Annotated in this window: 10 protein-coding genes and 1 tRNA gene; 3 read left to right on the top strand and 8 right to left on the bottom strand. The window is 65.5% G+C overall.

Annotated elements, in window-relative coordinates; all coding sequences use genetic code 11:
• Positions 1 to 4 precede the first annotated feature (4 nt).
• Together G6N54_RS05210 and G6N54_RS05205 are read left to right on the top strand one after the other, a co-directional pair.
• Positions 5 to 916: an acyl-CoA thioesterase II gene (locus G6N54_RS05210; protein ID WP_163788851.1), complete on the top strand. Its 912-nt coding sequence runs from the start codon at positions 5 to 7 to the stop codon at positions 914 to 916.
• Between the two features lie 119 nt (positions 917 to 1,035).
• Entirely contained in the window at positions 1,036 to 2,433 is a 1,398-nt protein-coding gene (locus G6N54_RS05205; protein WP_163788850.1) for a bifunctional lysylphosphatidylglycerol flippase/synthetase MprF, read from the top strand.
• Positions 2,434 to 2,441: 8 nt separating this feature from the next.
• Here the strand turns inward: G6N54_RS05205 and cydC are convergent, their stop codons facing one another.
• The 8 genes from cydC to G6N54_RS05165 form a co-directional block, all read right to left on the bottom strand.
• Complete coding sequence (gene cydC / locus G6N54_RS05200) at positions 2,442 to 4,079, bottom strand: thiol reductant ABC exporter subunit CydC (RefSeq protein ID WP_163788849.1); 1,638 nt, start codon at positions 4,077 to 4,079, stop codon at positions 2,442 to 2,444.
• Positions 4,066 to 5,679 carry a thiol reductant ABC exporter subunit CydD gene (gene cydD, locus G6N54_RS05195; protein WP_163794526.1) on the bottom strand — a complete coding sequence of 538 codons (1,614 nt, stop codon included), beginning with the start codon at positions 5,677 to 5,679 and terminating at the stop codon, positions 4,066 to 4,068. Before cydD ends, cydC begins: the two co-directional genes overlap by 14 nt.
• A 56-nt stretch (positions 5,680 to 5,735) precedes the next feature.
• Positions 5,736 to 6,776, bottom strand: a complete 1,041-nt coding sequence (gene cydB / locus G6N54_RS05190) for a cytochrome d ubiquinol oxidase subunit II (RefSeq protein ID WP_163788848.1) — start codon at positions 6,774 to 6,776, stop codon at positions 5,736 to 5,738.
• Between the two features lie 19 nt (positions 6,777 to 6,795).
• Complete coding sequence (locus G6N54_RS05185) at positions 6,796 to 8,250, bottom strand: cytochrome ubiquinol oxidase subunit I (RefSeq protein WP_163788847.1); 1,455 nt, start codon at positions 8,248 to 8,250, stop codon at positions 6,796 to 6,798.
• A gap of 46 nt (positions 8,251 to 8,296) precedes the next feature.
• Positions 8,297 to 8,872, bottom strand: a complete 576-nt coding sequence (locus G6N54_RS05180; protein WP_372513307.1) for an HdeD family acid-resistance protein — start codon at positions 8,870 to 8,872, stop codon at positions 8,297 to 8,299.
• A 41-nt stretch (positions 8,873 to 8,913) separates the two neighbouring features.
• A complete protein-coding gene (locus G6N54_RS05175; protein WP_163788845.1) occupies positions 8,914 to 10,254 on the bottom strand; it encodes an adenylate/guanylate cyclase domain-containing protein in 1,341 nt (446 codons plus the stop codon).
• A 48-nt stretch (positions 10,255 to 10,302) separates the two neighbouring features.
• Positions 10,303 to 10,986: a hypothetical protein gene (locus G6N54_RS05170; protein ID WP_163788844.1), complete on the bottom strand. Its 684-nt coding sequence runs from the start codon at positions 10,984 to 10,986 to the stop codon at positions 10,303 to 10,305.
• A gap of 382 nt (positions 10,987 to 11,368) precedes the next feature.
• Positions 11,369 to 11,445, bottom strand: a tRNA-Leu gene (locus G6N54_RS05165).
• 112 nt (positions 11,446 to 11,557) lie between these two features.
• Here G6N54_RS05165 and G6N54_RS05160 point away from each other — a divergent pair.
• Positions 11,558 to 12,184: an ANTAR domain-containing response regulator gene (locus tag G6N54_RS05160; protein ID WP_163788843.1), complete on the top strand. Its 627-nt coding sequence runs from the start codon at positions 11,558 to 11,560 to the stop codon at positions 12,182 to 12,184.
• Positions 12,185 to 12,402 lie beyond the last annotated feature (218 nt).

Genomic DNA, 12,402 nt, shown 5'->3' with positions numbered 1-12,402 from the left:
GCCCGTGCCGGCCGGCTTGGAGTCTGACGGAGAGCCGAACACCGACTTCTCGCCCGATTTTGAAGAACTGCTGGCGGTCCTGGACCTCAATCGCGTTGGCGACGACCGGTTCCTCGGGTCTCATCCCAGCAAGAACCCGATGCGGACCTTCGGCGGGCAGCTGATGGCGCAGTCCTTCGTCGCGAGCAGCCGCAGCCTGATTCGGGACGATCTGCCGCCCAGCGCGCTTTCGGTGCATTTCGTCAACGGCGGCGACACGACCAAGGACATCGAATTCCACGTGTCCCGGTTGCGCGACGAGCGCCGCTTCGCCAACCGGCGCGTCGACGCCGTGCAGGACGGCACGCTGTTGTCCTCGGCGATGATCGCCTACATGTCCGGCGGCCGCGGCCTGGAGCACGCCGTCGAGCCGCCCCAGGTGGGCGAGGCTCTCGCCCAGCCGCCGCTGCGCGAGCTGTTGCGCGGCTACGAGGAAACCGTCCCGCACTTCGTCAACGCGCTGCAGCCGATCGAATGGCGCTACACCAACGATCCGGCATGGGTGATGCGAGACAAGGGGGAGCGGCTGCCGCACAATCGGGTGTGGCTCAAGGCGCTCGGCAAAGTGCCGGACGATCCGGTGCTGCACACCGCGACGATGGTGTACTCCTCGGACACCACGGTGTTGGATTCGGTGATCACCAGGCACGGCTTGTCGTGGGGCTTCGACCGCATTTTCGCCGCGTCGGCCAACCATTCGGTGTGGTTTCACCGGCAGGTCGACTTCAACGACTGGGTGTTGTATTCGACATCGTCGCCGGTGGCCGCGGATTCCCGCGGGCTGGGCACCGGCCATTTCTTCGATGGCACCGGCCAAATCGTGGCGACCGTGGTGCAAGAAGGCGTGCTGAAATACTTTCCGCCCTCGGGCCCGTAACGGTTATCGAATAGTTACCGGCCATCGGTCGGATGTCGGTTCTGCGGAGCCGCGGGAGCGTAACTTCGAATGAGCCGGGTATTCGATGGGACAAGCGTCAGCCCATCGGGAGGTGAAGCATGAAAAGCCCGTCAACGGAACTCCTCCCCAAACCGCGCGCGGGTGAACGCGTGGTGGTGCACGTCGATTCTTTCGCGGCGCGTTGCATTGGCGCCGTCGCGCTGCTGTGCGCCGGGTGCTGGCTGGTCGCGATTGTCGCCCATCATCGTTCTGCGCCCCAATGGCATTACGCGGGTCGGCTGGGCTGGTCCTTGGCGGTGCTGGCTGCGGTGGTGTTCATTGCCCGCGGCATCTTCCTGGGCCGCCCCGTGACGACCCTGCACGCGGGGCTGGCCTTGCTCTTGGTATTGGCGGGCCTGGGTTCGCATGTGCTGGGGTTCAGCCTGTTTGGCGACGTGCTGGTTGCCGGATCGGGATTGGTGTTGATGTGGCCGACGTCGTCGCATCCGCAACCCGAAAATCTGCTCCGAGCATGGGCTTTGATCGACGCCACCACAGATGACCCGTTGGCGCCGTTTGCGATGCAGACGGGTAAGAGCTACCACTTCACCACCGCGGGCGGCGCGGCGCTGGCCTATCGGACGCGGCTGGGGTTCGCCGTCGTCGGCGGGGATCCGATCGGCGATGAGGCCCAATTCCCGCAATTGGTCGCTGATTTCGCCGCCATGTGTCACGCACACGGCTGGCGCATCGCGGTGGTGGGGTGCAGCGAGCGACGGCTCGCGCTGTGGAACGACCGAGCGGTGATCAGGCAATCGCTGCGAGCCGTGCCGATCGGCCGCGATGTCGTTGTCGACGTCGCCGGTTTCGACATGGTGGGCCGCAAGTTTCGCAATTTGCGGCAGGCGGTGCACCGCACCCACAACGCCGGCATCACCACGGAAATCGTAGCGGAGCAAGAACTCAACGAGAGCGTGGTCGCTGAGCTGGTGGATGTGGTGCGCGCATCGCCCAGCGGAGCGCACACCGATCGGGGCTTCTACATGAACCTCGACGGAGTACTGGAGGGGCGATTCCCCGGTGTGCTCCTGATTATCGCGCGGGACGCCGATGGCCGGGTCCAGGGCTTTCATCGATACGCGACCGCCGGGGGTGGCAGCGACATCACTCTCGACGTGCCGTGGCGTCGCCGCGGTGCACCCAACGGAATCGACGAACGGCTCAGCGTAGACATGATCGAGGCCGGAAAAGCCGCTGGGGCGCAACGTGTTTCGCTCTCATTCGCGGCGTTTCCCGAGATCTTCGACGACAAGAATCCTGGCCGGCCGCAGCGGGTGTGCTACCGGTTGATCCATCTGCTCGACCCGTTGATCGCTCTCGAGTCGTTGTACCGCTACGTGCACAAGTTTCATGCGCTCGACGCCCGGCGCTATGCGCTGATTTCGCTGACACAGCTGGTGCCGCTGGTATTCGTTTTGCTGACACTGGAATTCATGCCACGCCGACGCCACCTCTGAGTGCGCGGCTAACCTATGTGCAGTTCCGGGCAGCGAACGGCGCCGGGCATGTGGTGCGTGGCCACCACAACGGTCCGCTCGGCCCCGATCAGCCCGGAGGCCGGGGTCAGCAGATCCGTCAGAATCCCTTCGGCGTCCACCGCGTCGAGGTGCTCGGTGGGTTCGTCGAGCAGTACGATGCGGGCCGGCGAAAGCATCGCCCGGGCCAGCAGTAGCCGCCGGCGCTGACCCGCCGAGATCGCCTGCGCGCCACCGGTCAGCACCGTCGACAGGCCCTCGGGCAGGCTCGCGAGCCATTCACCTAGACCCACCGCGTCCATTGCCGTGACGAGTTCGTCGTCTGCGCAGTCGCCGCGGGCGACCAGAAGATTGTCTCGGACCGTGGTGGCGAAGATGTGTGCGTCTTCGGCGAAAAAGCTGACAGCGCTCGGCAATTCATGCCCATCGAACCGGCTCAGATCGGTTCCGTTCAAGGTCACGTGGCCGCGCAACGGTGGTAGCAGTCCGGCTAGGGTCATCAGCAGCGTCGTCTTGCCGGAACCGCTGGCGCCGGTGATGGCCAGCCGTGCGCCCGGGTCTAGGTCGACCGTCACCGGGTGTGAGAACGTCTGAGTGTGGCCGGAGCGCACGTCGGCCGATAGCCGGGCCGTGCCGCTGGGCAGTGGTGTCGACATGCGGGACTCGGCGGGGCGGGCCTCCGGAGCCAGATCGAGCAGGCGGCGTGCGGCGATGCGCGAGCGCGTCAACTGGATCGCGGCCGCCGGCAGGGGAGTCATCGCCTCGAAGGCGGACAGCGGCAACAACATCAGGACCGCCAGCGTGGTCGGGGCGACCGCGGACGCAATCCCGATACCGGCCACCACCGCGCCGAGCACACTGGCCCCGATCGCGGCGGTCGGCATGGCCTCGGCCAGCGCGGCAGGTTTGACGGCCCGATCCAGCGCATCGCTCCAACGGAGCTGGCGGCGGTGCGATTCGGCGATGATGCCGGGCAGGGCGCCCGCGACCCGAAGCTCGGGTGCGTGTTCGAGCGCGATCATCGCCAACGTGTCCCGCTCGGAATGATGCTGGCGGGCAAGCTCTTCCGCAGTGGCCGCGGCCCTGCCGGCCAGCAGCGGCGCCACCACGCCGGTAATCAGCAGACAGATCGCCAGCACCGCGCCGGCCGCCGGCGAAATAACCGCGACCGTGACCGTTGCCGCCACCGCCAACACCGCCGCCACGCTGATCGGGATCAGGGCGCGCACCAGCACGTTTGCCAGTTCGTCGACGCCCGCGCCGACGCGCGCCACCAGCTCACCGCTGTGCAACCGGACGGCCACCGCGGCCGGCCCGTCGGCCAGCCGGCGATAGATGTCTGCTCGCGCAACGCCGGCCGCGCGCAGCGCGGTGTTGTGTGTGGCCAGTCGCTCGCAGTAGTGCAGCACGCCCCGCGCGATCGCGAACAGGCGCACCGCGACGACGGCGATGGACAGGTCGAGGATGGGCGGCATCTGCCAGGCCCGGGTGATCAGCCACGCCGAGACCCCGGCCAGCGCCAGCGCGCTGCCGAGCGACAGCACTCCCAGCGCGATGGCTGCCAGGACGCGCGGTAGCCGGGGGCGCAACAGGCTCGACGCCGCCAGCAGCGGATCATACGCGCGCACAACGCACCTCGCCCTCCGAGACCACCCCGACGACCTGGTCTGCGATTGCCAGGACTTGCTCCCGATGCCCGACGACCACGACGGTCGACCCCGCGCGTGCCCGCTCGGTAATGGCCCGCAGCACCCGCTGTTCGGTGTCGGCGTCCAGGTGGGCGGTGGGTTCGTCGAGCAGCAGCACCGGGGCCGGCGACCCGAACGCTCGGGCCAGGCCGAGCCGCTGTCGCTGTCCCAGTGACAGCCCGGCGCCGTCGCGCCCCAGCGCGGTGTCCGGCCCGTCGGGCAGCTCGGCCAGCACCGCATCGAATCCCGCTGCCGCGCAGGCACGTTCCGCGTCGTCCAACTCGCCGAGCAAGGCCAGGTTGTCCCGGACCGTGCCGGGGACGAGCACCGGGCGTTGCGGCAGCCAGGACAGTTGTCGCCACCACGCGGTCTGCTCCAGTTCGGTCACGTCGATCCCGTCGACGAGGACCCGGCCCGATGACGGCGTGGCGAGCCCGGCGATCGCCTGCAAGGTGGTGCTCTTGCCGGCCCCGTTGCGGCCGGTCAGCACCGTCACCCGGCCTGGCGGAATCACCGCGGTCAACTCACATGGCGAATTGCCTTCTCGCCCGGCCACGCTGAGCGTCTCCAGGCGGAGTTCCGCACCGCGTGCGTCCACCGTTCGGGCGCGCGCCGACGCCGTCGTCGGCTCGCCGATGAGCGCGAACGCCTCGTCGGCCGCGGCTCGGCCGTCTTGAGCCGCGTGGAATTCCACCCCGATGCGGCGCAGCGGCCAGTACACGTCGGGTGCCAGCAGCAGCACCGTCAATCCGGTAACCAGGCTCATCTCACCGAACACCAGTCGCAGACCGATACCGACCGCGATCAGCGCGACGCCCAGGGTGGCCAGCAGTTCGAGCACCAGCGCGGACAGGAATGCGATGCGCAGCGTCGCCATCGCCGAACGGCGGTGGGCGGCAGCAAGTTCGGCGATCCGATGCTCGGGACCCGAAGCGCGGCCCAGCGCCCGCAGCGTCGGGATACCGGCGATCAGGTCCAGCAGCCGGCCTTGCAGTGTCGTCATGGCCGCCAGCGCGGCCGCTGACCGCTCGGCCGTGGCGAGCCCGATCAGGACCATGAAGATCGGGATCAGCGGCAGCGTGATCACGACTATCAACGTCGATTTCAGGTCATAGAGCGCGATCACGGCCACGGACGCCGGAGTGAGGATCGCGGCCAGCAGCAGGGTGGGCAGATAGCCGGTGAAATAGGGGCGTAAGCCGTCGAGACCGCGAGTCACCACCATCGCGGCGGCATCCCGCTGCGCGGCCAGCTCGTTGGGTTGCCGGGCGGTCACCGCCGCCAGTACCTGGCCGTTGAGATCGGCGATCACCGCGTTGGCGCCCCGCTGGCCCAACCGCGCCTGCAGCCAGTGCGCAACTGTGCGAACGGTCCACAGCGCCAACAGGATTGATAGCGGTCCCAGCCAGCTTCGTAGACCGCGGGCCGAGGGATCGGTGATGATTCGCGCGACGATGCTTGCCAGCACGATTGCCGAGCCGATCGCGCAGGCGGAGATCACCACTCCGCAGCTCACGGTGGCGGCCAGGTAGCGACGCAACGCGGTCGACGCCCCCCATAATCGGGGGTCCAGGGGCGCCCGGGAATTGCGTGTGCTCAGGATGGACGCCTGGTCAGCCCGATCGAGGGTGGTATCCCGTCGGCCGAGATTCGTTGGCGGAAAACCCAGTACGTCCACGCCTGGTACACGACCGTCAGTGGGGCAAAGAAGGCGGTGACCCACGTCATGATCTTCAGCGTGTAGGGCGTCGACGACGCGTTGTAGATCGTCAGGCTCCACTGCTTGTTCAGCGTCGAGGGCACCAAATCGGGATACAGCACTCCGAACAACAGAATCACCACCGCCGCAACGACGAGTGCCGTGCTCGCGAACGCCCAACCGTCGGAGCCGCGGCGCCATACCAACGCGACCGCGGCAAGGAGCGCGACGACAGCCACCCCGAGCACCAGCCAGGTCCAGTTCTTGCCGTGCGCCAGCTGCGTCCAAAGACCAAAGATACCAACCAGTCCCGTGACCGGCAGCGATAACTGCTTGGCGAATCGATGTGCGTCGTCGCGGATTCCGCCCGACGTTTTCAACGCGACGAACACCGCGCCGTAGAACAAGAACAACCCGGCCGTGGCCAAACCGCCCAGCAGTGTGTAGGCGTTGAGCACGTCGCCGATGGAGAGGTGAATGTGACCGTTTGCGTTGACCGGCAGGCCACGCACCAGGATGGCGAACGCGACGCCCCACAGCACCGCGGGCAGCCAGGACCCGGCCGCGATGCCGAAATCGGCCAGGGCGCGCCACTTCGGATCGTCGACCTTGCCGCGCCATTCGATGGCCACGGCGCGCACGATCATGCCGAACAGGATCGCCAACAGCGGTAGGTAGAGCGTGGAGAACACGCTCGCATACCAGCCGGGGAACGCGGCGAACATACCGGCGCCGGCGGTGAGCAACCACACTTCATTGCCGTCCCACACCGGGCCGATGGTGTTCAGCGCGGCGCGCCGATGGTTCTCCGGATCGCCGCTGCCGACACGGCCGAACGGTTCCATCAGCATGCCCACGCCGAAGTCGAAGCCCTCCAGGACGAAGAAGCCCAGGAATAGCACGGCGATGAGGCCGAACCACAACTCTTGCAGCGCCATTGGTTAACTCCTTCCTGGGTCAGTAGGCGAACGACAGCGGGGCCACTTCGTCATCGTCCGGTGTTTTCGGCGGTGCGGGCTCCGCGTCGTGCTCCAACGGTCCCTCGACAACGTAACGCTTCAGCAGCCAGAACCAGATGACCGCGAGCACCGCGTAGACCAGGGTGAACGTCACCAGTGAGATGACGACGATCGCTGACGCGTGATCCGACACCCCTTGGCTGACGGTCAGCCGCACTTGCTGGTCGCCGGTCGGGTTCGGCGCGACAATCCAAGGCTGGCGCCCCATCTCCGTGAACACCCAACCGGCGCTGTTCGCCAGGAACGGCGTGGGAATGGTCAATAGCGCGAACCAGGAGAGCCACGGTTGGGTCGGGGTTCGGCCGCGACGCGTGAGCCACAGCGTGGCCAGCGCGAACAACACCGGGATCGCCATCAAGCCGATCATCATGCGGAACGACCAGTACGTGACGAATAGGTTGGGCCGGTAGTCATTTGGCCCGAATCGGTGTTCATAGTCCTGCTGGATATTGCGCACGCCCTGCAATGTCACGCCGGTGAACTTGCTCTCGGCGAGGAACGGCAGGACGTAGGGCACCTGGATGGCGCGGGTGATGCTGTCGCAGTTGTTGTGGGTGCCTACCGTCAGGATGGAGAAGTCCGGATCGGTCTCGGTGTTGCACAGCGATTCCGCCGACGCCATTTTCATCGGCTGCTGCTGGAACATCAGCTTGCCCTGCTGGTCGCCGCTGAAGAACAGTCCCACGGTGGCGAACAGCGCGACCCAGCAGCCCAGGATCGCCGCCGGGCGAAACACCTTGCCGAGCTCGGTATTGGCGGTCTTTTTCGCGCGGATCAGCCACCAGGCGCTCACGGCGGCGACGAAGGTGGCCGCGGTCAGCAGCGAGCCGTTGACCGCATGTGAAAATGCCGCTCGCGCAGTGTTATTGCTGAGCAATGCCCCGATGCTGTCCAACTCTGCGCGCCGCGTCACCGGGTTGTAATGCGCGCCGACCGGGTGCTGCATGAACGAATTCGCCGAAATGATAAAGAAAGCGGACACATTCACCGCGATCGCGACGATCCAAATGCAGGCCAGGTGCACTAGCTTCGGTAGCCGGCTCCAGCCGAAGATCCACAGGCCGAGGAAGGTGGATTCGAAGAAGAAGGCGGCCAAGCCTTCCATCGCGAGCGGGGCGCCGAAGATGTCGCCGACGAACCGGGAGTACTCGCTCCAGTTCATGCCGAACTGGAATTCCTGCACGATCCCGGTGGCCACTCCGATCGCGAAGTTGATCAGGAACAGCTTGCCGAAGAACTTGGTCAGGCGATACCAGGCGGTGTTTCCGGTGGTCACCCACACGGTCTGCATGACGGCGACCAAGGGGGCCAGGCCGATCGTGAGCGGCACAAAGATGAAGTGGTAGACGGTGGTAATTCCGAACTGCCACCGCGAAATGTCGACGACATTCATCTGTCATCTCCCATGAGTGCAGCGTGTCTACGACACAGTGTAGTAGTTAAGCGGACCCGGCGCCAAGTTCCTTCGAGGCCTTGCGGATCCCGAACGACGCGATCACCTCGAAGACGCCGATGACGGCCAGCCAAATGCCGACGACGATCGCCAGGGTGATGATCGACGCGAGCGGCGACGCCAGCACGACAATGCCGGCGATCAACGTGATAGCGCCGATGATAATCGACCAGCCGCGCCCGGGTAGCGTCGGATCGCTGATCGCGGAAACCGTTGTGGCAACCCCACGAAAGACGAATCCGATGCCAATCCAGATGGCCAGCAACAGCACCGCGTATCCCTGGCCGAAATGGCGAAATGCCAGTACGGCCAGGATCAAAGACGCCGCGCCGCTGATGAACAGCAGAATGCGACTGCCCGCTGAAACATGCAGGCTGAAGGCGAACACGACTTGCGCCACACCGGTAATCAGCAGATAGACACCGAAGGCGATCGCGGCGGCCAGGACCGATATACCGGGCCACGCCAGAACCAGGGCACCGACGATCGCCGTCAGGACTCCTGATGCCAACGTGGATTTCCACAAATGCGGCAACATGCTTGGAACTTCGGTGGGCTGCATAGCCTCACTGTGACACAACCGGACGGCCGAGAATAGGGGCTTTAGACCGTGGCGCCGTGGGTCGTTCGGGGTTCCTCGGCGGTCAGCTCGCCGGCTTGGGCCGCTGTCGGCCTGCGGCCGATCAGGTACCAGGTGTGCATGACGCCTTTGCCTTTGACCTCGATCCGGCCACGCTCACGCAGCACGAACTCGTCCTTCAGGCGGTGGTAAACGTCCTCGGGCACTTGAATCTGTCCGACGGAGTCGGTCGATTCCATCCGGGCCGCGACATTGACCGCGTCGCCCCATACGTCGTAGAAGAAACGCCGCGATCCAACGACGCCCGCGACCACGGTGCCCGTCGCGAATCCGACTCGCATCGGGACCGAGTCACCTTGTGCATCTTGGATTTTCGCGGCGGTAGCGACCATGTCGAGGGCGAAGTCGGCCAGGGCCTGCACGTGATCGGGCCTGGGCCGCGGGACGCCACTGACAACCATGTAGGAGTCGCCGCTGACTTTGATTTTCTCCAGCCCGTGCTTGTCCACGAGTTCGTCGAATGCGCTGTAGAGGCGGTCGAGGAACTTGACGAGGTCGCATGGCGCGGTTGAGCTGGCGCGCTCGGTGAAGCCGACCATGTCGGCGAACAGCACCGAGGCTTCCTCGTATCGGTCGGCGATGACGTCGCGCTCGGGTTCTTTGAGCCGGTCGGCGACGCTGGCGGGCAACATGTTGGCCAGCAAAGCTTCCGAGCGCTCGTATTCGGATTCCATGACGTCTTCGGCGCGTTTTGTGTCACGCAGCGCGAACGACACCGTCACCACCGCCATCGTGCAGGCCGAGATCATCGTGATGATGAAGCTCGTCCGCTCGGCCCAGGGCTGTTCGAGCCCGGTCGAGCGGGGGACCAGGAACTGCAGGGCGATCACCAGCCCGGCGCCGACGCCCGCCAGCAGCGCTGCCAGGCCGACGCGCTCAATGCCGAGCTGCAACACCACCAGGCTCGCGTTGGCGATGTAGTAGTACTGGACGCCGGAGCCGGTGCCGACCTCCCAGCAGATGAAGAAGATGACGAGATATGCCGAGACGATGTAGGTAAGCGGCGCAACCAGTTCGCCGAAGCGGTGCAACCACGGGACCATCAGAAAGATCATCGCGGCGACGAGGGTGATCACCTGGGTTCGCTGTGCGAAGGTCCCGGCCCAGATGCCGAGGATCCCGAAGAGCAGGCTGATGACCACCGCCATCATCGAGTTGATGTTGAGCACCCTGGCCCGGCGGTCGTGGCTATCGGCGTAGTGCTCGTTGCGGGCGCGGTTTTTGGCACGCACCGCCGCTTTGCAGTCCGGGCGGGCCGAGCCATCTGGCGAATTTGGCGGGGCCCCGCATTTCCTAGGCACCACGTTAAAAGCGTAACCGTTTGCCAGATGATTCCCAAGCGTTGCGATTGGTTAGCTCGGGCCGGGGCTTCCGGTGGGCGGTGCGCCGCGCAAATGGATGTGCGTGTCGCGCAGGCGAGTGGTCCGCCGTCCTCCGTATGGGGTGAACCCGGGCAGGTGCTCGATGGTCACCGTGCCGGCACGGGTCCGGACCACGACCGGCATGGCCAGCATCATGGCGAACACCCGTGACTCGCGCTTTGCCTGCTCTCGAGCGATGAACAGCACATCCAGGGGGTACCAAAGGCCGACCCATGCCACCACGAGGAACACGCCGTTGCCGAGCAGTTCGCCCGCGAGTTCACCCACCCACGGGCGAGTGAAGAGGTACGACAGCCCGATGCCGGTAACGAACAGCAGCGAGCCGCTGATCAGCGACCGCATGCCCTGGCGCCAAATCAGGTCATGCTGCCGGTCGGCCCGGCGAACCGCCAACGCGCAGTAGCGGCGCACCGACGCCTCCAGGTTCGACACCACTTCTTCGGAGCAGTCGCCGCCGATATCCAAAACGATGCGCTGAATGCTGGAGTGTCTCTTTTGGGCAAGTAGTATTTTGACGAGTTCGTCGATGCCGCTGTCGATTCGGTGCGCGCCGGCTAGCACGGCCCGTTGATCGACGACGTACAGGTCGGTGGGGTCGTCCAATTCAATGACGATGTCCGCCAACGGTTCCTGTCGATCCCGTAGCAGGTTCACGCCACAACCTCCCGCACCAGAAGGCGCCGCTTCTCACGGCATCCCCGCATATTACTGAGGTTCGCGTGCGTGGCCGGTAGATTCACTGAATACATTGGCGTGCAAGTGATCTCATTGATCGCTTAAGGGCTGTGGAGGTAGCTATCCACCCCTCCGTAGAGGGGTGGATAGCGCGGAGCCACTTAGATAGTGACGCAGGACCCGCCGGGAAGGCAGAAGCTTCCGCATCCCGAAGTGGTGAGCGGGGCCAGCACGTGCTTACTGTATGTCTGTATAACAAGCCAAAAACGTGTCTCGAAGCAACCGTGTTGCCTTCGGGATGGTGACGTTATTCGGAAGTTGCCAAGCGCGGTCCTCGGCCCGGTTTGCGGCGGGCCGGGCGTGGTGCCCTCGGTGAGATTCGAACTCACACTGGACGGGTTTTGAATCCGTTTCCTCTGCCAGTTGGGATACGAGGGCGTGTCCGGCGTATTAACTTAAGCGGCCTCCCACCATAGAGGATCGGTGAGGTCATGTGTTCTCACCGCCCCCGATGTCGCTGGTCGTCGCGATCCACGAGAGAATGTGCGTCATGACAGGCCCCACGACCGACACCGACGCTGCTGTGGCGCGCCGGGTACTGATCGCGGAAGACGAAGCGCTGATCCGTATGGACTTGGCCGAGATGCTCCGAGAGGAGGGGTACGACATCGTCGGCGAGGCGGGGGATGGCCAGGAAGCCGTCGAACTCGCCGAGCAACACAAACCCGACCTCGTGATCATGGATGTGAAGATGCCGCGCCGTGACGGCATCGACGCAGCCTCGGAGATAGCGAGCAAACGCATCGCGCCGATCGTGGTGCTGACCGCGTTCAGCCAACGCGACCTCGTCGAGCGGGCGCGTGATGCCGGGGCGATGGCTTACCTGGTGAAGCCGTTCACGATCAGCGACCTGATTCCGGCCATTGAGTTGGCCGTCAGCCGGTTCGGCGAGATCACCGCGCTGGAACGCGAGGTCGCGACGCTGTTCGACCGCCTGGAGACCCGCAAGGTCGTCGAACGCGCCAAGGGTCTGCTGCAGTCCAAGCAGGGCATGACCGAGCCCGAGGCGTTCAAGTGGATTCAGCGGGCCGCGATGGATCGACGGACGACGATGAAGCGGGTGGCCGAAGTTGTGTTGGAGACCCTCGGCGGCGAGTCCGACGGAGAGTCCGGCTAGTTGTTCACCGTCGGCGTCCTTCGCCGTCGAGTCTGCGGTGATGGCGGCGAGTTAGCGTTCAGGTCGCCGATACGCGTCGGCGGCCCGCCGTGGGCGCAGACTCGACGGGTGTCACGAGGCCTAGCGGCCATCGAGTGTGACTCCCCGGCGTCGAGTGGGCGCTGAGGGCGTGAAATCCGCCGCCGAAATCGCGCCCTGGACGCGCACTCAACTCACAC

The organism is Mycobacterium stomatepiae (assembly GCF_010731715.1).
GTDB classification, from domain to species: Bacteria; Actinomycetota; Actinomycetes; order Mycobacteriales; family Mycobacteriaceae; genus Mycobacterium; species Mycobacterium stomatepiae.
This window is presented reverse-complemented; position numbering and strand designations above follow the sequence as displayed.

Excerpts from the sequence above, each read along its gene's own strand:
- G6N54_RS05205 (WP_163788850.1), top strand. The coding sequence starts at position 1,036 with ATGAAAAGCCCGTCAACGGAACTCCTCCCCAAACCGCGCGCGGGTGAA.
- cydB (WP_163788848.1), bottom strand. The coding sequence starts at position 6,776 with ATGGCGCTGCAAGAGTTGTGGTTCGGCCTCATCGCCGTGCTATTCCTG.
- G6N54_RS05185 (WP_163788847.1), bottom strand. The coding sequence starts at position 8,250 with ATGAATGTCGTCGACATTTCGCGGTGGCAGTTCGGAATTACCACCGTC.
- G6N54_RS05180 (WP_372513307.1), bottom strand. The coding sequence starts at position 8,872 with ATGCAGCCCACCGAAGTTCCAAGCATGTTGCCGCATTTGTGGAAATCC.
- G6N54_RS05160 (WP_163788843.1), top strand. The coding sequence starts at position 11,558 with ATGACAGGCCCCACGACCGACACCGACGCTGCTGTGGCGCGCCGGGTA.